At 64.8% G+C, this 23,487-nt stretch carries 27 protein-coding genes; 16 read left to right on the top strand and 11 right to left on the bottom strand.

Features of this window, described 5'->3' with window-relative positions:
* Positions 1–79 precede the first annotated feature (79 nt).
* The 5 genes from hflC to AC2FNA_RS15305 all read right to left on the bottom strand — a co-directional run bounded on the left by hflC (position 80) and on the right by AC2FNA_RS15305 (position 4,993).
* Positions 80–955 (bottom strand): protease modulator HflC, encoded by an 876-nt coding sequence (hflC, locus tag AC2FNA_RS15325; protein ID WP_496827953.1) that lies wholly within the window; start codon positions 953–955, stop codon positions 80–82.
* Positions 955–2,106: an FtsH protease activity modulator HflK gene (hflK, locus tag AC2FNA_RS15320; RefSeq protein ID WP_496827951.1), complete on the bottom strand. Its 1,152-nt coding sequence runs from the start codon at positions 2,104–2,106 to the stop codon at positions 955–957. The genes hflC and hflK overlap by 1 nt, the downstream gene beginning before the upstream one ends.
* A gap of 74 nt (positions 2,107–2,180) precedes the next feature.
* Positions 2,181–3,539, bottom strand: a complete 1,359-nt coding sequence (gene gor, locus AC2FNA_RS15315) for a glutathione-disulfide reductase (protein WP_496827950.1) — start codon at positions 3,537–3,539, stop codon at positions 2,181–2,183.
* Between the two features lie 141 nt (positions 3,540–3,680).
* A complete protein-coding gene (rpiA, locus tag AC2FNA_RS15310) occupies positions 3,681–4,469 on the bottom strand; it encodes a ribose-5-phosphate isomerase RpiA (protein WP_496827948.1) in 789 nt (262 codons plus the stop codon).
* Positions 4,470–4,561: 92 nt separating this feature from the next.
* Positions 4,562–4,993 (bottom strand): MarR family transcriptional regulator, encoded by a 432-nt coding sequence (locus tag AC2FNA_RS15305; protein ID WP_234184101.1) that lies wholly within the window; start codon positions 4,991–4,993, stop codon positions 4,562–4,564.
* Between the two features lie 76 nt (positions 4,994–5,069).
* On the opposite strand from AC2FNA_RS15305, the gene AC2FNA_RS15300 reads away from it, so the two are divergent.
* The 5 genes from AC2FNA_RS15300 to AC2FNA_RS15280 all read left to right on the top strand — a co-directional run bounded on the left by AC2FNA_RS15300 (position 5,070) and on the right by AC2FNA_RS15280 (position 9,580).
* A complete protein-coding gene (locus tag AC2FNA_RS15300; RefSeq protein ID WP_496827946.1) occupies positions 5,070–5,507 on the top strand; it encodes a hypothetical protein in 438 nt (145 codons plus the stop codon).
* An 88-nt stretch (positions 5,508–5,595) separates the two neighbouring features.
* Positions 5,596–6,372: a methyltransferase domain-containing protein gene (locus AC2FNA_RS15295; RefSeq protein ID WP_496827944.1), complete on the top strand. Its 777-nt coding sequence runs from the start codon at positions 5,596–5,598 to the stop codon at positions 6,370–6,372.
* An 82-nt stretch (positions 6,373–6,454) separates the two neighbouring features.
* A complete protein-coding gene (locus AC2FNA_RS15290; RefSeq protein ID WP_496828109.1) occupies positions 6,455–7,156 on the top strand; it encodes a glutathione S-transferase family protein in 702 nt (233 codons plus the stop codon).
* A 1-nt stretch (position 7,157) separates the two neighbouring features.
* Positions 7,158–8,531 carry an L-serine ammonia-lyase gene (locus tag AC2FNA_RS15285; RefSeq protein ID WP_496827942.1) on the top strand — a complete coding sequence of 458 codons (1,374 nt, stop codon included), beginning with the start codon at positions 7,158–7,160 and terminating at the stop codon, positions 8,529–8,531.
* Positions 8,532–8,665: 134 nt separating this feature from the next.
* Entirely contained in the window at positions 8,666–9,580 is a 915-nt protein-coding gene (locus AC2FNA_RS15280; RefSeq protein WP_496827940.1) for a DMT family transporter, read from the top strand.
* On the opposite strand, the gene AC2FNA_RS15275 is transcribed toward AC2FNA_RS15280, so the two are convergent.
* A complete protein-coding gene (locus tag AC2FNA_RS15275) occupies positions 9,525–10,217 on the bottom strand; it encodes a thiamine diphosphokinase (protein ID WP_496827938.1) in 693 nt (230 codons plus the stop codon). The two genes, AC2FNA_RS15280 and AC2FNA_RS15275, sit on opposite strands and share 56 nt — an antisense overlap.
* Positions 10,218–10,356: 139 nt before the next feature.
* Between AC2FNA_RS15275 and AC2FNA_RS15270 the strand changes: the two genes are divergently transcribed.
* On the top strand, positions 10,357–12,399 hold the full coding sequence (locus AC2FNA_RS15270; protein ID WP_496827936.1) for a chemotaxis protein CheA: 2,043 nt from the start codon (positions 10,357–10,359) through the stop codon (positions 12,397–12,399).
* A 73-nt stretch (positions 12,400–12,472) separates the two neighbouring features.
* Here AC2FNA_RS15270 and AC2FNA_RS15265 read toward each other — a convergent pair whose 3' ends face one another.
* On the bottom strand, positions 12,473–13,006 hold the full coding sequence (locus tag AC2FNA_RS15265) for a DUF6524 family protein (protein WP_496827934.1): 534 nt from the start codon (positions 13,004–13,006) through the stop codon (positions 12,473–12,475).
* 16 nt (positions 13,007–13,022) lie between these two features.
* Between AC2FNA_RS15265 and AC2FNA_RS15260 the strand changes: the two genes are divergently transcribed.
* Both AC2FNA_RS15260 and AC2FNA_RS15255 read left to right on the top strand, forming a co-directional pair.
* On the top strand, positions 13,023–14,318 hold the full coding sequence (locus AC2FNA_RS15260; RefSeq protein ID WP_496827932.1) for an adenylosuccinate synthase: 1,296 nt from the start codon (positions 13,023–13,025) through the stop codon (positions 14,316–14,318).
* Positions 14,318–14,551, top strand: coding sequence for a DUF2842 domain-containing protein (locus tag AC2FNA_RS15255; RefSeq protein WP_496827930.1), 234 nt, complete (start codon positions 14,318–14,320; stop codon positions 14,549–14,551). Before AC2FNA_RS15260 ends, AC2FNA_RS15255 begins: the two co-directional genes overlap by 1 nt.
* Here the strand turns inward: AC2FNA_RS15255 and AC2FNA_RS15250 are convergent, their stop codons facing one another.
* The 3 genes from AC2FNA_RS15250 to nthA are packed head-to-tail and all read right to left on the bottom strand — an operon-like array spanning position 14,552 to position 16,166.
* Positions 14,552–14,884: a nitrile hydratase accessory protein gene (locus AC2FNA_RS15250; RefSeq protein WP_496827928.1), complete on the bottom strand. Its 333-nt coding sequence runs from the start codon at positions 14,882–14,884 to the stop codon at positions 14,552–14,554.
* On the bottom strand, positions 14,881–15,555 hold the full coding sequence (gene nthB, locus AC2FNA_RS15245) for a nitrile hydratase subunit beta (RefSeq protein ID WP_496827926.1): 675 nt from the start codon (positions 15,553–15,555) through the stop codon (positions 14,881–14,883). Before nthB ends, AC2FNA_RS15250 begins: the two co-directional genes overlap by 4 nt.
* Positions 15,552–16,166, bottom strand: coding sequence for a nitrile hydratase subunit alpha (nthA, locus tag AC2FNA_RS15240; protein ID WP_496827924.1), 615 nt, complete (start codon positions 16,164–16,166; stop codon positions 15,552–15,554). The genes nthB and nthA overlap by 4 nt, the downstream gene beginning before the upstream one ends.
* Positions 16,167–16,316: 150 nt before the next feature.
* Here nthA and secG point away from each other — a divergent pair, with 150 nt between their 5' ends.
* Together secG and pyrG are read left to right on the top strand one after the other, a co-directional pair.
* On the top strand, positions 16,317–16,682 hold the full coding sequence (gene secG / locus AC2FNA_RS15235; RefSeq protein ID WP_496827922.1) for a preprotein translocase subunit SecG: 366 nt from the start codon (positions 16,317–16,319) through the stop codon (positions 16,680–16,682).
* Between the two features lie 163 nt (positions 16,683–16,845).
* On the top strand, positions 16,846–18,489 hold the full coding sequence (pyrG, locus tag AC2FNA_RS15230; protein WP_234137791.1) for a CTP synthase: 1,644 nt from the start codon (positions 16,846–16,848) through the stop codon (positions 18,487–18,489).
* Between the two features lie 188 nt (positions 18,490–18,677).
* On the opposite strand, the gene AC2FNA_RS15225 is transcribed toward pyrG, so the two are convergent.
* Complete coding sequence (locus tag AC2FNA_RS15225) at positions 18,678–19,718, bottom strand: dipeptidase (RefSeq protein WP_496827920.1); 1,041 nt, start codon at positions 19,716–19,718, stop codon at positions 18,678–18,680.
* A 96-nt stretch (positions 19,719–19,814) separates the two neighbouring features.
* Between AC2FNA_RS15225 and AC2FNA_RS15220 the strand changes: the two genes are divergently transcribed.
* From AC2FNA_RS15220 to AC2FNA_RS15195, 6 genes are all read left to right on the top strand, one after another.
* The gene (locus AC2FNA_RS15220) at positions 19,815–20,108 is read left to right on the top strand and encodes a DUF1330 domain-containing protein (RefSeq protein ID WP_496827918.1); all 294 of its coding nucleotides are present in this window, start codon (positions 19,815–19,817) and stop codon (positions 20,106–20,108) included.
* 42 nt (positions 20,109–20,150) lie between these two features.
* Positions 20,151–20,594, top strand: a complete 444-nt coding sequence (locus tag AC2FNA_RS15215; RefSeq protein ID WP_234144818.1) for a tellurite resistance TerB family protein — start codon at positions 20,151–20,153, stop codon at positions 20,592–20,594.
* Between the two features lie 39 nt (positions 20,595–20,633).
* Positions 20,634–21,071: a tellurite resistance TerB family protein gene (locus AC2FNA_RS15210; protein ID WP_496827916.1), complete on the top strand. Its 438-nt coding sequence runs from the start codon at positions 20,634–20,636 to the stop codon at positions 21,069–21,071.
* The gene (locus AC2FNA_RS15205; protein ID WP_496827914.1) at positions 21,068–21,820 is read left to right on the top strand and encodes a phosphate/phosphite/phosphonate ABC transporter substrate-binding protein; all 753 of its coding nucleotides are present in this window, start codon (positions 21,068–21,070) and stop codon (positions 21,818–21,820) included. Before AC2FNA_RS15210 ends, AC2FNA_RS15205 begins: the two co-directional genes overlap by 4 nt.
* A 109-nt stretch (positions 21,821–21,929) precedes the next feature.
* A complete protein-coding gene (locus tag AC2FNA_RS15200; RefSeq protein WP_496827912.1) occupies positions 21,930–22,706 on the top strand; it encodes an ABC transporter ATP-binding protein in 777 nt (258 codons plus the stop codon).
* A 31-nt stretch (positions 22,707–22,737) separates the two neighbouring features.
* Positions 22,738–23,460, top strand: coding sequence for a transporter substrate-binding domain-containing protein (locus tag AC2FNA_RS15195; RefSeq protein ID WP_496827910.1), 723 nt, complete (start codon positions 22,738–22,740; stop codon positions 23,458–23,460).
* Positions 23,461–23,487 lie beyond the last annotated feature (27 nt).

The following is a 23,487-nucleotide window of genomic DNA, read 5'->3' as shown; positions in this document are numbered from 1 at the left end:
ATCAAGACAACTGTGGGGAGAACGCGAAAAGGGCCGGCGCAGTGGCCGGCCCTTTCGGTATCCGTCGATGCCACGTGGCTTACTCGGACCTGCCCGAAGGCGACTTCAGATAGTTGAAGAACTCTGAATCCGGGCTCATCACCATCGAGCTGTTGCCCCCTTGCAGCGCCTTTTCATAGGCCGAGAGCGAACGGTAGAATTCGAAGAACTCCGGGTCCTTGCCAAAGGCTTCGGCAAAGATACCGTTCCGCTGGGCATCGGCCTCACCGCGAACGATCTCGGCCTCGCGGCGCGCTTCCGATACCAGTTCGACCACGGTCCGGTCGGCTTGGGCTCGGATCCGCTGTGCCGCCTCGTTACCGCGCGCCACCTCGTCGGCGGCTTCGCGTTCACGCTCTGCCCGCATCCGGGCAAAGGTGGCGTTCAGATTGGCCTCGGGCAGGTCAGTGCGCTTCAGCCGCACGTCGATCACCTCGAGCCCCAGATCGCGGGCCTCGAAAATGGCACCGTTGCGGATGCGCAGCATCAGCGCGGCGCGGTCGGAACTGAGGATGTCGTTCGAGCTGACCGAACCCAGGATCTCGCGGGTCTTGGCACGCAGGATCGAGTCCAGACGCGTCTCGGCAGTTGCGATACCACCGGCACCCACCGCCTGACGGAACTGCCGCACATCGGTGATGCGATAGCGGGCAAAGGCGTCGACCACCAGGCGGCGGTCGTCCAGCGGGGTGACTTCCAGCGGGCCGACCTCGCGGCTGAGGATGCGGTCGTCATAGCGCACCACTTCCTGGATCAGCGGTATCTTGAAGGCCAGTCCCGGCTCTTCCTTGACGTCGATCACACGGCCGAATTGCAGCACCAGCGCCTTTTCGCGTTCATCCACAATGAACAGCGACGACAGGCCCAGCGCGACCAGCACCACGACGACAGGCAGGAGAAAGGTCGTTTTCCGCATCAGTTGTTCTCCTTATCGCCGGATTTGCGCAGTTCGTTGAGCGGCAGATAAGGCACCACGCCCTGGCTGCCCGCCCCGTCACTGTCCAGGATCACCTTGTCGATATCGCCCAGCACCTGCTCCATCCTCTCCAGATAGAGACGTTTGCGGGTGACATCGGGCGCCTTGGAGTATTCTTCGAGCACCGCCGAGAAGCGGCTGGCCTCACCCTGGGCCTCGTTGACCACGCGGGCGCGATAGCCTTCGGCCTCTTCCAGCACCTGCGCCGCTTCACCGCGCGCGCCGGCCAGAACCGTATTGGCATAGGCATCGGCCTGTTTCTCCAGCCGGTCACGTTCCTGACCCGCCGATTGCACCTCGCGGAAGGCATCCTTGACCGGCTCTGGCGGGTCGGCTCCGTCAAAGTTGACCCGGACGATGTTGATGCCCGAGTTATAGCTGTCCAGCGTCAGCTGGATCAGCTCTTCGAGTCGCTCGGCGATGACCGCACGATCCCGGTTGAGGATCGGCGCCAGTTCCGATTGCGCAATGATCTCGCGCATGGCCGATTCCGACACCGCCTGAATGGTCTGGCGAGGGTCGCGCAGGTTGAACAGGAAATTGGCCGGATCGGTGATATTCCACACCACCTGGAAATCGATATCGACGATGTTTTCGTCCCCGGTCAGCATCAGCCCGGCATCGCTGCCGCGCCCGCCCGAGCCAATGGTCTCGGTCTGTTCGACCTTGACCGGGATCACCTCGGCGGTGACCAGCGGCCAAGGCGCAAAGTTCAGACCCTCGGTGCCGATCCCGGAAAACTCGCCCAGGAACAGTTCGACCGACTGTTCTTCGGGTTTGACGGTATAGAAACTCGCCATGCCCCAGAGACCGATCGCAACCACAAGGCCCAGACCCAGCGTGCCGCGGGTAAAGGCCGGGCCACCGCCACCGCCGGTGCCGCGACCGTTGCCGCCGCCCCGATTGCCGGTTCCGCCGCGCCCGCCCATAAGGACGCGCAGCTGTTCCTGGCCCTTCTTGACCAATTCGTCGATCTCGGGGATCTGCGGGCCATCACCTTCGGGCGGCCGCTGACCGCCATTGTTTCCCCTGTTTCCGCCGCCACCGGAAGAGCCTCCGCCCCCCCAGGGGCCACCTGAGTTGCCCGCCATCTGGTTTCCGTCTCCTTGTTGTTCACACGACCGTGACCGGCCTCTTCCTTAACCTGAGCATTTCGCTCCGTAAATCAAGCGCTGCGGACCGGTTGCCGCAGGGTGACCAGTTCTTCGGCCATAACCGGGTGAACCGCAACCGTTCGGTCGAAGTCCTCCTTGGTGGCGCCCATCTTGACCGCGATGCCGACCAGCTGGATCATTTCGCCCGCGCCCGGGGCCACGATATGGCAGCCCAGAACGCGGCGGTTGGCCTTGGACACGATCAGTTTCATCAGCACCCGCTGGCTGCGTCCGGCAAAGGCGGTCTGCATCGGCTTGAACGAGGTCGCATAGATCTCGACCGGCTCCTGCGCCGCGGCCTCCTCCTCGCTCAAACCCACGGTGCCCATTTCGGGCTGGGTAAAGATCGCGGTCGGGATCAGCGCGTGATCGACAGGCGTCGGCTTGCCCCGGAACACGGTGTCGACAAAGGCCATGCCCTCGCGGATCGCAACCGGCGTCAGGTTGACCCGGTCGGTCACATCCCCGATCGCATAGATCGAGGGCACGGCGGTCTGGCTGTAGTCATCCACCACGATCTGCCCCTTGCGACCCAGCTCGAGGCCTAGCCCTTCAAGCCCCAGATCGTCGGCATTAGGCACCCGGCCGGTGGCGAACATCACCTGGTCAAAGAGTTCCTCGTCGCCATTGGTGGCCTTGACCCGGATCCGGTCACCCTCGCGCTCCATCTCCAGCACATTGGTGCCCAGATGCAGCTTGATACCGTTCTGGCACATTTCCTCGCTGACCAGCCCGCGCGCCTCGTCATCGAAGCCGCGCAGGATCTGGGCACCGCGATAATACTGCGTCACCTCGACGCCCATACCATTCATGATGCCCGCGAATTCACAGGCGATGTAACCACCGCCGACGATCAGCATCCGTTCGGGCAGCTTATCCAGATGGAAAATCTCGTTCGAGGTGATGCCCAGTTCGGCCCCCTTGATCTCGGGCTTGACCGGACGGCCGCCGGTGGCGATCAGGATATGCTTGGCGCTCTTGCGGGTTCCGTCAGACAGTTCGACCGTATGCGCATCGACCAGCCGCGCGCGGGTGTCGAAGGTCTCTACCCCATTGTTCTTGAGGATATTACGATAAACGCCTTCCAGCCGGTCCAGCTCGGTATAAAGCTTGCCGCGAAACACGTCCCAGTCGAATGCGCCCGGCTGGATGTCCCAGCCATAGGCCTGCGCGTCCTCGACCATGCCGGCATATTCGCTGGCGAACACCATCAGCTTTTTCGGCACACATCCCCGGATCACGCAGGTCCCGCCATAGCGGTCCTCTTCTGCCAGTGCCACCTTGGCCCCGGTCTCGCCCGCCGCGACCCGCGCCGCGCGCACGCCACCCGAACCGCCGCCGATGACAAAAAGGTCGTAGTCAAAACTCATCTGTTCGCCTCGTAGTCCCGCCGCTGCCCAGCCGGGCGGCAGCCTTTTGATCCTGTGCCGGCCCGCCGGCCCTGCATGAGTTGTTCACATATGGCCGACCCTGCCGAAAACAACGCCGATCACACCCGCGTGAGCGCCCGCTCAATCCGCCAGATCGGTAAAAAGGTTGTCGCTTTCGACAAAATCCAGCCGGTCATGTTCCACCGTGCCCTGGTTGATATCGCGGATTTCCACCCGCCCGTCACCATGGCCCACCACGACCGTGTCACAAATGTCGATGAACAGACCATTTTCCACCACGCCAGGGATCTGGTTCAGCACCAGCGCCAACTGTCGGGCATTGCCGATCCGTTGCAAATGCAGGTCCAGGATGTGGTTGCCCTCGTCGGTGATGAACGGTGCGTCTCCGTTCATCCGCAAGGTCGCCGTCCGCCCCAGCACGTCCATCGAGATCAGCGTCTCCTCCAGCAGCGCCTGGGTCGTCTGCCAGCCAAAGGGGATCACCTCGACCGGCAGGGGAAAGGCGCCCAGTCGGCCCACTTCCTTGCCGACATCGGCAATCACCACCATCTGGTCCGAGGCTGTCGCCACGATCTTTTCGTGGAGCAGCGCGCCGCCGCCGCCCTTGATCAGGTTCAGGTCGCCATCGAATTCGTCGGCACCGTCGATGGTGATATCCAGCCAGCGTGCCTCGTCCAGCGTGATGATCTCGATCCCCACCTCTCGCGCCAGCTGCGCGGTGCGGGTCGAGGTCGGAACGCCGCGCATCTTCAACCCTTCCTTGCGCACCATCTCGCCAAGGCAGCGCACCAGCCAGGCGGCTGTGGACCCTGTCCCGAGGCCGACCCTCATACCATCCTCGACCAGATCCGCCGCCCGCTTGGCGGCAACGAATTTCGCCTTGTCGATGGGCGAGAGTTCTCCGGTCATGGCAGTATCCCCTGTCGATGATTGCCAGCGTTATACGCAACGCCCCGCCCAACTGCGAGACCAAATCCGGCCGTCAGCCCCAGACCCGCGCCTCAGCCCCGTTGCATATTGCCGATCACCCGGCGCATCAGCGCGGTGAAGGTCGCCCGTTCCGCCGCGTCCAACCCTGCCAGTGCCTGTGCATTCTGCGCCCCTGCCGCCGCCTTGGCCTCTGCCTCCAGCGCGCGGGCGCGGTCGGTCAGATGGATCAGCCGGGCGCGGCGGTCCTCCTCGGACGGCAAGCGCCGGATCAGCCCGTCCCGCTCCATCCGCTTGAGCGTATTGGCCATGGTCGCCTGCTCCACATCCAGCGCCGCCGTCAGGTCGGCCTGGGTGCGCCCATCGCTGTGCCACAGCTCCAGCAGCACCATGAACTGTGCAGGGGCGAGCCCCAGCGGCTGGATGCGCCGCGCCAGCCCCGCCGCAAAGAGCCGCGCCATGTGATTGGCCAGATACCCGGCCGAATTGTGTTGAAACTGATCCATGCCTGCGACCTACCTCTTGCATAGCGTGCTATGCAACATTATTTACATAGCACGCTATTTAATTGGAGACCCCGCCATGAAACTCAAACTGCACGCGCTGAGTGGCGGCATCGCCCTGTTCACCATCGCGTGTTTCTGGACCTCGACCGCGCTGGTCGAGCTGTTCGGAACCCATGCCCAGATCGCGCAGGTCAAGACGGCTATCCTTTACGGCATGGCGCTGCTGATCCCGGCCATGGCCACAGCTGGCGCCACCGGCGCGGCCTTGGGCAAGGGCTGGCGCCTGCCCGAGGTTGCCGCCAAATCGCGGCGGATGAAGCTGATCGCCGCCAACGGGTTGCTGATCCTGCTGCCCAGCGCCGTGTTCCTCGCCCTCGGCGCCAATGCCGGTCAGTTCGATACGCTCTTCTATTTCGTGCAGGCGCTGGAACTTCTGGCTGGGGCCACCAACATCACCCTGCTGACGCTGAACCTGCGCGCAGGTCTGGCCTTGCGCCGCCGCCGCGCAGGGTGACTCCGAACAGGGCAAGGCCCTGCCGGGCCCGGCCGATTTTTGGGCGCTTCGCTGAATGTGCTATGGTCGCGGCAGGAGGACCAATCGCATGCTGCAATTCGACGAAGACACCGCCCGCGTTCTGGAGGATGCCTATCAGGGCGCCGATATCACCCGCCGCCGCTGCGCCAGTTTTGACGCTCTGGCAGCATCGCCAGGAGATCGATTGCTGGACCTGGGATGCGGCAACGGACTCTTGACACTAGACCTGTCTCGCGCCGTGGGCGACACCGGCCATGTGCTGGGCCTCGATCCCAGCGCCGACATGCTCGACCTCGCGCGCGCCCGCTGCGCGGATCGCGGCAATGTCGCCTTCCTGAAGGGCAACGCCGAGGCCCTCCCTTGCGATGAAAACAGCCTCGACGGAGCGGTCTCGCTACAGGTGTTCGAATACTTCCACGACATGCGCCCACCGCTGGCCGAGCTCTTTCGCGCCCTGAAGCCCGGTGGCCGGCTGGTGATCGGCGACATGCACTTCGATACGCTCACCTGGCACAGCGACCAGCCCGAGCGCATGGCCGAGATGTGCCGCATCTGGGACCGCCACCTCGCTTGCCGCGATGTTCCGGCACGCCTTCCGGCGCTGCTGGCCGAGGTCGGGTTTCGCGCAGTCAGCATGACGCCGCTTGCCTTTTGCGACACGCAGCTGCGCCCCGATGGGCTGGCCGCAATGATGATCCGCCTGATGACCGCCTATGCCATCCAGACAGACGCAATGCCCGAACCCGAGGCACAGGCCTGGGCACAGGAGCAGCAGGAGCTGGCGCGCGCGGGGCGGTTCTTCTTTTCCCTGAACCATTTCGTCTGTCAGGCACAGAAACCGTGACTCGCGGCAAGCTTACGCGTTTCCGATGGGAAACGTCGCAATCGGCGAATGCAGAATCGCCCGTGCATCTTATATCGAAGGCATGACCGCGCCCTATCGCCTGCATTACGCCCCCGACAACGCCTCGCTGGTGATCCGGCTGGCGCTGGAGGATATGGGTCTGCCCTATGAAACCGTGCTGGTGGACCGCACCACCCGGGCGCAGGACAGCGCTGCCTATCGCGCGCTCAACCCCGCCGGGCTGATCCCGGTGCTGGAAACCCCGCAGGGTCCGATCTTTGAAACCGCCGCCATTCTCTTGTGGCTTGCCGATACACATGGCCGCCTGGCCCCACCCCCCGCCGATCCGGCGCGCGGCGCCTTGCTGAAATGGCTTTTCTTCGCGTCGAACACGCTGCATGCGGATATGCGCATGTTGTTCTATCCCGACAAATACATCGCAGAGGCGCAGGCCGAGACCCTGCGCGCGGGCCTGCGCCCGCGCCTGCGCACCCATCTGGCCCTGCTCGATGCGGTGGCGGCCGAGGCGCCGGACTGGCTATCGCCAGAGGCGCCCTCCGTGCTGAGCTGGTATCTGGCCTGCCTGATGCGCTGGCTGGCGCTCTATCCCCAGGACAGCGACCGCAGCTGGTTCGCCGCCGCCGACACGCCCCATCTGCACCGCATCCTCGCAGCGCTGGAAACCCGCCCCGCCACCCGTGCCGCCCAAGTGGCCGAGGGGCTGGGCGACACCCCGTTCACCGCCCCCCATCACGCAAACCCGCCAGAAGGTTCGGCTACCTGATATGTTCCTCTCCGTCTTCGACATGTTCAAAGTGGGCATCGGCCCGTCCTCGTCGCACACAATGGGGCCGATGGTGGCCGCCGCGCGCTTCCTCGACATGATGCGCGCCTCACCCTTCGAGTTTCATGGGGTCAAGGGCTCGCTGCATGGCTCGCTGGCCTTTACCGGCGTGGGTCACGCCACCGACCGCGCCACCATCCTGGGCCTCGCGGGCTTTGTCCCCGACAGCTATGACAACGACAAGGCAGAGGAAGCGCTGGCTGCGATCCACGCCACCCATACGGTGACGCCCGAGGGGCTGCCGAAGCTGGTCTTCGACCCCAAGCGCGACCTTGTCTTCGACTATGACCACACCCTTCCGGGCCACGCCAACGGCATGATCCTGATGGCCACCGACGCACAGGGCGACGTGATCCTGCGGCAGGTGTTCTATTCCGTCGGCGGCGGCTTTGTCCTGACCGAAGAGGAACTGGCCCAGGGCAAGGACAGCAATGACGGCCCGCCTGTCCCCTACCCGTTCAAATCCGCCGCCGAGATGCTGGAGATGGCCGCCGCCTCGGGCAAATCCATCGCCCAGATGAAACGCGCCAACGAGATCGCGCGCGGCTGCGAGGTCTCCTTTGCCCGCGGCACCGCGCGGCTTTGGGAAGTGATGAACAACTGTATCGAGCGCGGGCTGGCGACCGACGGCATCCTGCCCGGCGGCCTCAACGTGCGCCGTCGCGCCAAGGGGATCCATGACGCGCTGGTGGCCGAACGCGGCATGAACCTGAACGCGCCGCACACGATCAACGACTGGATGAGCGTCTATGCCATGGCGGTGAACGAGGAAAACGCCGCCGGCGGACAGGTGGTGACCGCCCCCACCAACGGCGCGGCGGGCACCCTGCCCGCGGTGCTGCGCTATTATCTCGACCACGTGCCGGGCGCGGCGCCCAGCCATGTCGAGGATTTCCTGCTGACCGCCGCCGCCATCGGCGGGCTGGTCAAGTACAACGCCTCTATCTCGGGCGCCGAAGCGGGGTGTCAAGCCGAGGTCGGCAGCGCCGCCGCCATGGCGGCGGCAGGCCTTTGCGCGGTGATGGGTGGCACGCCCGAACAGGTGGAAAACGCGGCTGAGATTGCGCTGGAACATCACCTCGGCATGACCTGCGACCCGGTCAAGGGGCTGGTCCAGGTGCCCTGTATCGAACGCAACGGTTTGGCCGCGATCAAGGCGGTCTCGGCAGCCTCGTTGGCCTTGCGCGGCGACGGCAAGCATTTCGTGCCGCTCGATGCGGTGATCGAGACGATGCGCCAGACCGGCGCCGACATGCACGAGAAATACAAGGAAACCTCGCTGGGCGGGCTCGCAGTCAACGTGCCGAACTGCTGAGGCGGGCGCCATTTTCTGACACAGAAAATGGCTCAGAAAATCCGCGATTTTCTGGGCCGGAATTTTTGCAAAATTCCGGTCGGTTTCGTGGCGTGCCGCTTGTATCGCCCCCACCGGGAAACTAGCGTGGCGCAATGACCGCCGACCGCCCCCTTCTCGGCATCTTCCTGATGCTCGGTTTCTGTGTGCTCGCCCCGATGGGCGACGCGCTGGCCAAACTTCTGGGCGGCACCATGCCCACCATGCAGCTCTTGCTGGTGCGCTTTGCCATTCAGGCCGTGATCCTGATCCCCCTGGTCCAGGCCACCGGACGCCCCTGGCAATTGCGCGGGCGGCTCTTGCGCCTGACCGCCCTGCGCACCGCGCTGCATATCACCGGCATCTGGGCGATGTTCACCGCCTTGCGCTATCTGCCGCTGGCCGATGCTATCGCCATCGCCTTTGTCATGCCCTTCATCATGCTGCTGCTGGGCAAATACGTTCTGGGAGAAGAGGTTGGCCACCGCCGCCTTGGCGCCTGTATCGTGGGCTTTGTCGGCACGCTTCTGGTGATCCAGCCCAGCTTTGCCGAGGTCGGCCTGCCCGCCCTTCTGCCGCTTGTGGTGGCTGTAGTCTTTGCCCTCTTCATGCTGGTCACAAGGCAACTGGCCAAGGATACCGACCCGATCGCGCTTCAGGCAGTGTCCGGAGTCATGGCCAGCGTAGCCCTCGCGCCGGTGCTGATGGTCGGACATGTCACCGGGGTCGAGGCGCTGACATTCGTCGCCCCTTCCGGCACAACACTCTGGCTGCTTCTGGCCATCGGCGTGCTGGGCACTGCGGCGCATCTGTTGATGACCTGGTCGCTGCGCTATGCGCCCTCGGCGACACTGGCGCCGATGCAGTATCTGGAAATCCCGGTCGCCACCGCCATCGGTTGGCTGATCTTCCACGACCTGCCCAACGGGCTGGCGGCATTGGGCATCCTGATCACCATGGCCGCGGGCCTCTACGTCATCCTGCGCGAGCAGGCCAGCGCCCGCAGTTCGGCGAAAGGAACCAGCGGATAATCCCGTCCAGTGCCCCACGCGGCACCATCGCCAGCAACCCCGGCCCGTCTGCCTCGATCACCACCGGCCCCGTCGCCCGGTTCGAGGTGCCGATCTGCCCGTCGGGCGCCATCCCGAGGCCGTCGAGCGGCCAGAACAGCCCCTCGGACCGCGCCGTCACCGGCGCCAGCGGAAACAGTGACACGACATCGCCCGGCACCAGATCCAGCTCCAGCCGGGGCGGCAGGTGAAAGATCACCTCGACCGCGCCGATGAGCAGGCAGGGACGATCCACCTGCCGCACCAGCGTATTGAACGTGGCCAGCTGGTGATCGACACGCGCGCCCAGAAAGCCCACCCCCAACACCAGAGGCGCCGAGATATGGCGCAGTGCCTTGTCGAAATCGGTGCTGTCCTGCTCGGAAATCGAATGAAGCCGTTCGTCAGGGATGCGGACGCGTTGCAATGCCGGCAGACTGTCCATATCCCCGATGACGGCATCGGGCATCCGCCCTTGCGCCAGCGCCACCAGCGCGCCACTATCGGCGGCGACCAGCACTCTGGCGCGCTCCAGCGCCAGATCCAGGTCTCCTGAACCGACCTCACCGCCGCCAATCAGGGTTACTGGTTCCGGCGCCTCAACAATCGCGGTTTTCATGGCGGGATTGTCGCCCTTTCTGGAAACAGGACATATTGTAGTCACAAAATGATACGCTCATTTGCACAGAATCGGGCCGAAATTGACGCCCAAGGGATGGTAAACGCTTAGGCACATCTATGTAGAGGACGAGCATCCCATGGTACAGAACAACAAGGTCTTGACCGTCTCCTATGGGACGTTTTCCTGCACCCTTGAGGGGTTCGAGGATTCCTTTGACACGATGAAGGCCATTGCCGAGTACTTTCGGGACCTTGCCGCCGATGACCGGTATTTCGGGGCCGAACCGCCACAGCCGGATGCCGACATGCTGGCCCGGATCGCCGAGCGCGAGATCGCCCGCCAGGTCGAGGCCCGGCGTGACGACAAGGGCATCGTGCTGCGCGCAGCCGCGCCCGCCGCGCTGGCAGCAGAGCCCGCGATTGCGGAAGCGGTGAGCGACGCCCAAACCGCAGGACCGGTCGCCAAAGCACCTGTTTCCGACATCCCCGCCGCCGATGCGGCGCCAGCGACCGCCGGACCGGTCGCCGAGGCTCCGGTTGAAGTAGAGGAGCCCCCCGCGCAGGCCCCGGAGGATTCGCCGGAAGTCGCCGAGGAACAGCCCGCACCCGCTGATGACGCGCCGATTATCGAGGCATCAGACGACGAGGCACCCGAGTTGCCGGTGACCGAGGCGCCCGAAATCGCCGAAGCGCCGACGGAAGCCGAAGTGGCAGCCGCGGCGGTCGAGGACGATGCCGACAGCGAGACCCTGCTCGCCAGCATCGCCGCGCAATTCGACGACCTGCCCGAGGACGCGGTTGAAGCGCAGATCGAGGATGAGGACGAACTCGACATCCTGCCCATGGCCGAAGCGGTCGAGGACGCCCCCGAAGCGCCTGCCGCACCCGATTCCATCGCGGCCAAGCTGCAACGCATCCGCGCCGTGGTGTCGCGTAACGAACAGGCCAGCCAAGCTGACGCGCGCTATACCGAAGACGAACATGCAGAAAACGTCGCCGAACTCGACACGATCGAAGAGGACGCCAATCCGATCGACCAGATCGACAGCGGGCTCGCGGCGCGTTTCGTTACGGAAACCGTAGACGCCGAGGAAGAACGCGAAGAGGCGATTGCCGACGCCACTGCCGAAGAGGCAGCACAGCCCGAAGCCGTAAGCCCCCCGCGTGTGGCCGTCCGTGTCAGCAAGATCAAGCGCACCGAGTTCGAGGTCGAAACGGAAGAGGTCGATGCCAGCGCAACCGGCTCGCTCTCGCCCGAGGACGAAGATGATCTGCTGCGCGAACTCGCCGCTGTAGAGGCGGAATACCTGGCCGAACGTGGCGGCGACACCGCCCGCACGGATGTGGATGTGGAGGACGACGACGACGACATCGACCTGCTCAGCCTTGACGACGATGACGAAGATACCCCGGATGTGGATGGATCGCTTTTTGCCGAGGCCGACGCCACCAGCGATGACGATGACGTCGATACGTTCGAGGGTGGCCCTGAAACGGCCGGGACCGCTCCAGCCGGGGGCGACGACGACATTTCGCGCCTGCTTGCCGCCGCCGACGAGAAACTCGAAGACCCGGATCTGTCCACCACCCGCGAGACCTATTCGCAGATGCGAGCGGCAGTTGCCGCGACCCGCGCCGAGCGGTCGGCTGGCGGCACTTTGGGCACCCATTCCAGCGAGGACGAATACCGCACCGACCTGTCAGAGGTTGTGCGCCCGCGCCGCCCCGTCGCCAGCAGCAGCACACCGCGCGCCCGGACCGAGGAGCGTCCGGCGCCGCTGAAACTGGTGGCTGAACAACGCATCGATACCAAGCGCGCCATGGGCAGCGGCCCGGTCCGCCCCCGGCGCGTGGCCAGCCTGGTCGCCGAAGAGGCCACGGCCAAGGCCGCCGAAGGCAGCTTTGCCGATTTTGTCGCCGAGACCGGTGCCAGCGGCCTGCACGAATTGCTGGAAGCCGCGGCCTCGTACCTGTCCTTTGTCGAGGGTCGCGACCAGTTCTCGCGCCCGCAGCTGATGAACAAGGTGCGCCAGCTCGACGATCAGGAATTCAACCGAGAGGACGGGCTGCGCTCGTTCGGGCAGCTTCTGCGCGAGGGAAAGCTGAAGAAAACCGCCAGCGGTCAGTTCACCGCCTCGGGTCAGATCGGGTTCCGACCGGACAAACGCGCCGCTGGCTGACCCATACAAGACCCATGAATGCAAAACGGCGCCCGGTCATCGCGGTGCCGTTTTGCATTTTCAAGGATGCGGATCACTCGTCGACATCATCGACATCGGATTGACCGGCCAAGTGCCGCCGGACGTGACTCCAGCTCAGCCCGACGCCCAGCACCACCGACAGGGCAAAGATGCCCAGCCAGACATTCACCGTGGTATTATCCAGATGCAGCAGACCGAAATCAAACAGAACCCAGAGCAGCGAGGCGATCACCGATAGCACCAATGCCATCCCGAACGGCCCGATCGAACGCAGGGTGGCCCGCAGATAGATGATATAACCGATCGTCAGCAACAGCCCCATGAACACGGCGACCGACAGATGGGTTTGGTAGTTCCAGTATGCCCATCGGACAAAATTTATCTCCGTCGGATTGTAGGTCAATGCCAACAAACCGAAGGCAAACATCCATCGCAGGAAAATGCCCATGTCCCGAACCGCCTGTTCTTTTTTGCGCACGAGAATCACCCAAATAGGTGAATCTGTCCAGTGATTCAGATCACATGCGTCGAAATTGCGGTTTCCCTGCCGCGCGCGCACCGATATATGGGCGCGGGTTTGTAACACCAGCAAAGGACCTATCATGGCCAATGTCGTCGTTGTCGGCGCCCAATGGGGCGACGAGGGTAAGGGCAAGATCGTGGATTGGCTCAGCGAGCGCGCCGATGTGATCGCGCGCTTTCAGGGTGGCCATAACGCCGGTCATACGCTGGTGATCGACGGCAAGGTCTACAAGCTGCACGCGCTGCCCTCGGGCGTGGTGCGCGGCGGCAAGCTGAGCGTGATCGGCAATGGCGTGGTGCTGGACCCCTGGCATCTGCTGGGCGAGATCGAGACGGTACAGGCGCAGGGTGTCGAGATCAGCCCCGAAACGCTGATGATCGCCGAGAACACGCCGCTGATCCTGCCGCTGCATGGCGAGTTGGACCGCGCGCGCGAGGATGCTGCCAGCAAGGGCACCAAGATCGGCACCACCGGCCGCGGCATCGGCCCGGCTTATGAGGACAAGGTAGGCCGCCGTGCAATCCGCGTTGCCGATCTGGCAGACGAGGCCACGCTGGTTGCCCGTGTCGACCGCGCATTGCAGCACCACAACCCCCTGCGCAAGGGGCTGGGTGTCGAACCGGTGGATCGTGACGCGCTGATCGCGCAGCTGAAAGAGATCGCGCCGCGCATCCTGCCCTTTGCCGCACCGGTCTGGAAGGTGCTCAACGAGAAACGCAAGGCGGGCAAGCGCATCCTCTTCGAGGGGGCTCAGGGCGCGCTTCTGGATATCGACTTTGGCACCTATCCGTTTGTCACCTCGTCTAACGTGATCGCGGGTCAATCGGCCACCGGGGTGGGCATCGGCCCGAACTCGATCGACTTCGTTCTGGGCATCGTCAAGGCCTATACCACCCGTGTCGGCGAAGGCCCCTTCCCGACCGAACTGCACGACGCCGATGGCGAGCGTCTTGGCACGCGCGGCCATGAATTCGGCACCACCACCGGGCGCAAACGGCGCTGCGGCTGGTTCGACGCGGCGCTCTTGCGCCAGACCTGCGCCACCAGCGGCATCAACGGCATCGCTCTGACCAAGCTCGACGTGCTGGACGGGTTCGAGACGCTGAAAATCTGCGTCGGCTACGACCTCGACGGCAACCGGCTTGATTACCTGCCCACCGCCGCCGATCAGCAGGCGCGCTGCACACCCATTTACGAGGAAATGCCCGGCTGGTCGGAATCGACCGAGGGTGCGCGCAGCTGGGCCGACCTGCCTGCCAATGCGATCAAATACGTGCGTCGCGTCGAGGAACTGATCGACTGTCCGGTCGCCATGCTCTCGACCAGCCCGGAGCGGGAGGACACCATCCTGGTGACCGACCCGTTCGCCGACTGATGGCGCTGTCGCACAAGGCCCGCCGCCGCTGGTCGCTCGTCGTCCTGCTGGTGGCGCTACCGCTCTATATCGTGATGGCGGTCACCCTGACGGATTGGCTGCGTGCCCGGTTTGACGGCTTGCCTGTGCTGGTCGAACTGGTGATTTTCGTCGGTCTCGGGATCCTCTGGATCCTGCCGTTCAAGGCCGTGTTTCGCGGGGTCGGTCAGGCCGACCCCGACGACAAGGGCTGATCACTCGGCCAGCCGCACCGGCTGGCCATGCGGCGTTGTCAGATAGGCGTGTTCCCAGGCCGCGCGCATGCGCGCGCGCTCCTCGGGCGCGGCCTCGCCCGCCTCGCTCAAGAGCGTCTCCAGCGTCTCCAGCCAGGCGTTGAAGTAATCCTCGCCGCCGTCCAGATCACGAGACAGGCCGTGCCGTTTCAGCGTGACCGAGAACCGGTCGACCCACTCGGCCCAGGTGAACCGCCCCGCCTCGTTCAGATGCACCGTCAGGGCAAAGACCTGCGCATGCCAGGGCTCGGCAAAGACCGGCTCGGGCGCGGCGATATCGGGGCACTCGCTCATGCCGGCTCCAGGTAACTTTGCCAGAGATCCAGCACCACCTCGTCCCCCGGCGCCTCGGGGTCGGCCCACAGCTCGGAGGCCGGAAAGGCCACCGCATAAAGCGGCTCGGGCGCCTCGCCCAGCCGGTGCGCATTGCTGTCCGGCAGCACATGGCTGCCGTGTTTCAACACGATCCGCCCGCGTGCGCCCGCCGCATAGGCGGGCAGCCGGGTATGGCCGCCATCCACCAGCCGGTTCGCCGCCGGGCGCAGGGTGCGCACCATCTGCCCCACCTCGAACCGCGCCGCCACGTTCGACGGGCGGTCCGCCGGACCGCCGCGCGCCAGCACAGCCGCCACCGCCTCGGCCTTCATCGCGCGTTCGGCCAGCGGGTGGGGCACGTCGCGCCCCTGCCCGCGCAGGTCATCCTCGGTCAGCACCCCGGTCTCGACCAGCAGATCGGCCAGCGCCGCGATCCACTTCTCGAAATAGCTGAAGCGGCCATAATCCGCCGGTGACAGCCGCTCGCGCGCATGGCGCGAGATGTCTATGTTCCACTGTCCCAGCGCCCCCGCCGCCAAGGTCAGCGCCAAGGCCCGCGCCTGCCAGTCGCCCAGCTGCGGGATGCCGTCGACCTCGGGCGTGATAGCCCCATCGCCGAACCGCCCGCCCATGTCATGCACCCGTGTCATGCAGGCACCCGCGCCAGCCCGGTGCCGATCATGCTGTCGCGCGTGACCAGTTCGGCCAGCGCCGCCCCGTCCAGACCCTCGCTGCCCTCGGGCCGCATCGGCAGCACCAGATAGCGGATCTCGGCCGTCGAATCCCACACCCGTACCGAGGTCCCCTCGGGCAGGATCACCCCGAACTCGGCCAGCACCTTGCGCGGCTCGCGCACCGCGCGCGCGCGATAGGCGTCCGATTTGTACCAGCCCGGCGGAATGCCCAGCAACGGCCAAGGATAGCAACTGCACAGGGTGCAGACGACCATGTTATGAGTCTCGGGCGTGTTCTCGACCACGACCACGTGTTCTCCCTGCCGCCCGTAATACCCCAGCTCGGTCAACAGCGGCATGGCATCGGCCAACAGCGCCGCCTTGAACGCCGGATCGGCCCAGGCCCGCGCCACCACACGCGCCCCGTTCTGCGGGCCGATGCGATTCTGATAGGTGTCGATGATCTCGTCCAGCGCGGCCGGATCGATCAGCCCCTTGCGGGTCAGGATCGTCTCGAGCGCCTTGACGCGCAGCGTCGGGTCCGAGGGAAGAAGGGAATGCGGGTGGTCGTGATGGTCATGTGGCATGGCACAAAGACTGCCGCGCGACCCCACCCCTGTCCAGCCTCTTTGATGTGATCGGCCGCTTAACCGCAGGTGATCCAAACTCGCGACTTGCCCCTGCGGGCAAACTTGCATAGATACCACGCGGTACACGCCACCGGCCGCAGGAATACCATGGAAAACGTCGTCCTCATCATTCACCTTCTCCTGGCTCTGGGCCTGATCGCCGTCGTCCTGATGCAGCGGTCCGAAGGTGGCGGCCTGGGCATGGGTGGCGGCGGCGGCGGTGTGATGACCGGCCGGGCGGCGGCAACCGCTCTCAGCAAGGTGACCTGGGTTCTGGCCATTGCGTTCATCGTGACCTCGATCACCCTGACCGTGATCGCAGCACAAAAGGCATCCGGCACCTCGGTCATCGACCGCCTGGGCGTTCCCGCGCCTGCGGCATCCGAACCGACGACACCCAGCGTTCCGGCAGGCAGTGACCTGTTGCCGCCCAGCGCCGGTGACAATGCACCCCTGGTGCCAAAAGCTGACTGATCCACAACAGTTTGCATTCCCGGTGAGGGCCGCAACAGCATCTTGCGGTTCTCTTGCGCAATTGGCGCGAATCCTTTATACGTGAAGTCCCGTGATGCTGCGGTTTTTTGCGAAACCGCCGGGCAGCTGAATTATGACTTCTCACGGGGGCAGCCGAACACTCATGGCGCGTTTCATCTTCATCACCGGCGGTGTCGTTTCTTCGCTTGGCAAGGGTCTGGCCTCGGCCGCATTGGGCGCGTTGCTGCAAGCGCGCGGCTTCTCGGTCCGCCTGCGCAAGCTTGACCCCTATCTGAACGTCGATCCGGGCACCATGTCACCCTTTGAACATGGCGAGGTCTTCGTCACCGATGACGGCGCAGAGACCGACCTGGACCTTGGCCATTACGAGCGCTTCACCGGGGTGGCGGCGCGCAAGACGGACTCGGTCAGCTCGGGCCGGATCTATTCCAACGTGCTGGAGAAAGAGCGGCGCGGTGATTACCTCGGCAAGACCATCCAGGTGATCCCGCACGTCACCAACGAGATCAAGGATTTCATCTCGATCGGCGAGGACGAGGTCGATTTCATGCTCTGCGAGATCGGCGGCACCGTCGGCGATATCGAGGGCCTGCCCTTCTTCGAGGCGATCCGCCAGTTTTCCCAGGACAAGCCGCGCGGCCAGTGCATCTTCATGCACCTGACGCTGCTGCCCTATATCAAGGCTAGCGGCGAACTCAAGACCAAGCCCACCCAGCACTCGGTCAAGGAGTTGCGCTCCATCGGCATCGCACCCGATATCCTCGTCTGCCGCTCCGAAGGCCCGATCCCGCAGAAGGAACGCGAGAAACTGGCGCTCTTCTGCAACGTCCGCCCCGAAGCGGTGATCGCCGCGCAGGATCTCTCGACCATCTACGACGCGCCGCTGGCCTATCATGCCGAGGGGCTGGATCAGGCGGTGCTGGACGCGTTCCAGATCAGCCCGGCGCCCAAGCCGGACCTGACGAAATGGGAAGACGTCAGCGACCGCATCCACAACCCCGAGGGCGAGGTCAAGGTCGCCATCGTCGGCAAATACACCCAGCTGGAAGACGCCTATAAATCCATCGCCGAGGCGCTGACCCACGGCGGCATGGCCAACCGGGTCAAGGTCAGGATCGAATGGGTCGATGCCGAGATCTTCGACCGCGAGGATCCCGCGCCCTATCTCGAAGGCTTCCATGCCATCCTGGTGCCCGGCGGCTTTGGCGAACGCGGCACCGAGGGCAAGATCAAGGCGGCGCAATACGCCCGCGAACACCAGGTGCCCTATCTGGGCATCTGCCTCGGCATGCAGATGGCGGTGATCGAGGCGGCGCGCAACGTCGCGGGCATGGCCAGCGCCGGATCCGAGGAGTTCGATCACGAGGCGGGCGCCAAACGGTTCGAGCCGGTAGTCTACCACCTCAAGGAATGGGTGCAGGGCAACTACAAGGTCAGCCGCAAGGTCGACGACGACAAGGGCGGCACTATGCGCCTCGGCGCCTATGACGCGGTACTGGCCGAAGGTTCGAAAGTGGCCGAGGTCTATGGTACCTGCAACATCGAGGAACGCCATCGCCACCGCTACGAGGTGGATATCAAGTACCGCGACAAGCTGGAAAAGGCGGGGCTGCGGTTCTCCGGCATGTCGCCTGATGGCCGCCTGCCCGAGATCGTGGAGTGGGCGGACCATCCGTGGTTCATCGGGGTTCAATATCACCCCGAGCTGAAATCGAAACCCTTCGCGCCGCATCCCTTGTTCGCCGATTTCGTGCGCGCGGCCAAGGAAAGCTCGCGTCTGGTCTAAGCAAAAGAAGGGGGCTCTGCCCCCGTCACCTGCGGTGCCTCCCCCGGGATATTTTCGGCAAGAGGAAAGACGCAGGCCCGCCTCTTCATTTCGCCAGAAATACTCCGGAGCGCGAGGCAGCGCCTCGCCCCCAGCGCCAGAGGCGCGACACAAGGCGGGTGCGCCGCAGGCGCTCAATTTATGAACAGTCAGGCGGCCTCGCCCCAGGTATCGGCCAGTACCCGCATCCAGTTCCCCCAGCAAATGCGCTCGATCCGGGCCGAAGGGTAGCCGTGCCGCTCCATCGCTTCGACCAACGTCGGCAACTTGTCGACCGAATTGAGCCAGCCAGGCGGCGTGCAGCCATCGTAATCCGAGCCGATTGCCACGCCCTCCTCGCCCAGCCTGTCCAGCAAGTGGTCGAATTGCGCCATCAGCCACGCTGCGGGTATGTCATCGTCTGGGCGCCCATCAGGGCGCAGGAAGGTGGATTCGAAATTCACCCCCGCCAAGCCTCCGCTCTCGGCCATGATCCGCAACTGTTCATCGGTCAGGTTGCGCGCATGCGGCACCAGTGCATGCGCGTTGGAATGGGTCGCCACCAGCGGGCGCGTCGATATCGCCGCCACGTCACGGAATCCGGCCAGGTTCAGGTGGCTGAGATCGACCAGGATCCGCATCTCCTCGCAGCGCGCAATCAGGGCGCGGCCGCGCTCGGTCAGGCCCGGCCCGATATCGGGGCCGGAAGGATAGCGGAATGGTACACCGTGACCAAAGGCGTTCGGCCGGCTCCAGACCGGACCCAGCGAGCGCAGGCCCAGCGCATAAAGCTCTTCCAGCTCATAGAAATCGGGGCCGATTCCCTCGGCCCCTTCCAGATGCAAGATCGCCGCCAGCAGCCCCTCGTCCCGTGCCCGCGCGATCTGGCCAGCGCTTGTACAGATCCGCAGCGCGCCTGCCTCTTCCAGTGCCACCAGCGTATCGGCCTGGGCCCGGATCATCTCCCAGGCCTGCGGTTCGGGTACTGGCTCGGGCAGAGGTAGATCATATTCCGCGCCCAGCGCGCTGAAATCCGTGGCGCCGTCAGAGCGCGCCCAAAGGGCGAAGAAACCGCCACCAAACCCGCCAGCCCGCGCGCGCGGAAGGTCGAGTTGCCCCGGCAACCCGGTCAGGAACCCACCTGCGGCAGCCCGGCCACCGGCGCGAGCCAGCTCGGTCAAGACATCGTTATGGCCATCGAAGACAATCATGCCAGCAAGTTTGCCCGAATTCCGCGCCTGCACAAGCGGGATTGCATCGCCGCGCATTGCGGGCCACCCTGCGGCCTGAACGACGAGGAGACAATCATGCCCAAAGGATACTGGGTCGCCCATGTGGATGTGGACGACATGGAGATCTACAAGAGTTATATCGCGGCCAACGCAGAGCCTTTTGCCGAATATGGCGCCCGGTTCCTGGTCCGTGGTGGCGGGCGCGAGACGCGTGAGGGCCAGGCCCGCGCGCGCACCGTGGTGATCGAGTTTCCCAGTTACGAGGCGGCTCTGGCCTGCTATGACAGTCCCGGTTATCAGGCGGCCAAGGCCCTGCGCGAGCCGGTCTCGACCGGCGATCTGGTTATCATCGAAGGCTATGACGGGTAGAACACGCTTGGCCAGACGCAACATATGGGATAGATTGCGCCCATGCTGAAAAAGTTCCTTCAGGCCTTTCGCCCGCCTTCTCCATCGCCCCTGCCCGACCCCGATGCCGAGCTTGCGCTGGGTGCGCTTCTGGTGCGCGTGGCCAAGGCGGACCGCGAATACCAGGTCGAGGAGATCAGCCTGATCGACCGGATCCTGGCCCGGCTCTATGGTCACAACGCCATAGAGGCGGCCAAGGTGCGCGCAACCTGCGAAAAGCTGCACGCCGCCGCGCCCGACACCGATACCTTTGGCAAGCTGATCCGCGAGACCACCGGCCTCGAAGAGCGGCTTGCCGCGCTGGATGCGCTTTGGGAAGTGGTGCTGGCCGATGGTCTGCAACGCGAGGGAGAGCTGAAGATCGTCGAAGAGGCGCGGATTGCCATGGGTCTCAGCCGCAAGGACAGCGACGGCGCCCGCGACCGCATACTGGCGCGCGCGGGCTAGGTCCGTCGCCACCAACGACCAGACCCGGATGGAGTCGCCATGTTCCGAGAGTTTCTGACCCGGCTGACACAGCCGCAGCCCACGCCGCTTGACGATGGCGATGCGCGTCTGGCGCTGACCGCGCTCTTGGTGCGGATCGCCCGCGCGGACAATGACTATGCCCAGGCCGAGCGCGACCGGATCGACCGGATCGCAGCCGCCCGCTACGGGCTGAGCCCGTTCGAGGCGGCGCAGCTGCGCGCCCGCGCCGAAGAGCTGGAGGCCGAGGCACCCGACACCGTCCGCTTTACCCGCGCGATCAAGGAGGCCGTCGCCTATGAGGAGCGCCGCGCCGTGGTCGAAGCGTTGTGGTCGGTGGTACTAGCCGATGGAGAACGCGCCCAGGAAGAGGACGCGCTGTTGCGGCTGGTGGCGAACCTGCTGGGCGTCAACGACCGTGACTCGGCCCTGGCACGGCAAAAAGCGGCAAGCCGATGACCGCCATGCTGGGCATGTATGACCTGCCGCCCCTGCGCGCCGCCAATGACCGGTTCTGGGCGCTGATCGGTGCGGAACTGGGATATGGCCCCGAAACGCTCGACCGGACGCGCGATGTCTGGGCGATCTGGCGCGATCCCGAACTGGTGCTGGCACAGACCTGCGGCATGCCCTATCGCACCCGGTTGCATGGCCATGTGCAACTGGTGGGCACGCCCGATTACGGGCTGTCGGGCTGCCCGCCGGGGCATTACCGCTCGGTCTTTGTGGCACGGGTCGACGATACGCGCGACCTGCCCGCGCTGGCAGGTGGCACCTTTGCCTATAACGAGGCGCTGTCGCAGTCGGGCTGGGCGGCGCCGATGACCCATCTGCAAGGGGCCGGGCTGGTCCCTGCCGCGCTGCTGGAAAGCGGCGCGCATGCGGCCTCGGCCGCGGCCGTGGCCGAGGGGCGGGCCGATCTGGCGGCGCTGGATGCGCTGACCTGGACCCTGCTGTGCGAACACACCGATCTGGGTAGGCGGCTGCGCGAGGTGGCCCATACCACGCCCACCCCGGTGCTGCCCTATATCACTGCGCCGGGACGGGATGCCGCCGCTATTGCCGCCGCCGTCCGGACGGCGATTGCGAATCTGGACCCGGCCGATCGTGCGGCACTGCATCTCAAGGGGCTGGTCGACATTCCTGCCTCGGCTTATCTGAGCATCCCCAATCCGCCGGCACCGTCTGCTATTTGTTCCGCAGACTGATCATTTCGTCGGGTTAACCGGTACAAACCGTCGATTTGAACATTGCAATGTGTCGGATTTTCCGACCTAGTACCGCCCTAACACGCAAAACAAGACATCGGGACACCACGTGACAGAGACTGCCCCCGTCATCCAGATCAAGAACCTGCACAAGAGCTTTGGCCAGCTCGAAGTCCTCAAAGGTGTCGATATCACCGCCCATCGCGGCGACGTGGTGTCGTTGATCGGCTCATCGGGATCAGGCAAATCCACGCTGCTCCGTTGCTGCAACCTGCTGGAAGACAGTCAGCAGGGCGAGATCCTGTTCAACGGCGAGCCGGTCCGCTGGACCGGCAGCGGCAGCCACCGCCGCCCCGCCGACGCCAAACAGGTTCTGCGCATCCGCACCAACCTGAGCATGGTGTTCCAGCAGTTCAACCTGTGGGCCCATATGACCATCCTGCAAAACGTGATGGAGGCCCCGATCCACGTGCTGGGCCGCGACCGGGCCGAGGTCGAGGAGAGCGCGCGGCGCTATCTCGACAAGGTGGGGATCGGTGACAAATGCGACAACTATCCGGCCCAGCTGTCGGGCGGCCAGCAGCAGCGCGCCGCCATCGCGCGCGGGCTGTGCATGGAGCCGCAGGCGCTGTTGTTCGACGAGCCGACCTCGGCGCTTGACCCCGAGCTGGAGCAGGAAGTGATCAAGGTGATCCGGGACCTGGCCGCCGAGGGCCGCACCATGATCCTGGTCACCCATGACATGAAGATGGCCGCCGATATCTCGTCCCATGTCATCTTCCTCCACCAGGGGCTGGTCGAGGAAGAGGGGACCGCCGAAGATATCTTTGCAGCGCCGAAATCCGAGCGTTTGCAGGGCTTTCTTTCCGTCACCAAGGCCGCATAATCAAAATACCAACGACAATGGGAGTCTCTCAATGAAGAAACTGATTCTGACCACCGCCGCGCTGGCGCTGACCGCCGGCATGGCCATGGCCGACACCGTGCGCATGGGCACCGAGGGCGCGTATCCTCCGTACAACTTCATCAACGACGCGGGCGAGGTCGACGGGTTCGAGCGTGAACTGGGCGACGAGCTGTGCAAGCGCGCCGGCCTGACCTGCGAGTGGGTCAAGAACGACTGGGATTCGATCATCCCGAACCTGGTGTCGGGCAACTACGACACCATCATCGCCGGCATGTCGATCACCGACGAGCGTGACGAGGTGATCGATTTCACCCAGAACTACATCCCGCCGACCGCCTCGTCCTATGTCGCCGCCGCCGAAGGCGCAGACCTGTCGGGCATCGTCGCGGCCCAGACCGCCACCATCCAGGCCGGATACATCGCCGAAAGCGGTGCGACACTGGTGGAATTCGCCACGCCTGAGGAAACCATCGCCGCCGTCCGCAACGGCGAGGCCGATGCAGTGTTTGCCGACCGGGACTATCTGGTTCCGATCGTCGCGGAATCAGGTGGCGAGCTGATGTTCGTGGGCGATGACGTGCCGCTGGGCGGTGGCGTCGGTATGGGTCTGCGCGAAAGCGACGGCGAGCTGCGCGGCAAGTTCGACGCTGCCATCACCTCGATGAAAGAGGACGGCACGCTGAACACGATGATCAAGAAATGGTTCGGCGAAGACGCCGCCGTTTACGAATAAACCCTGCGGGCGGGCCTGCCGAGCGCG

The organism is Ruegeria sp. YKSD163 (assembly GCF_059612905.1).
This window is presented reverse-complemented; position numbering and strand designations above follow the sequence as displayed.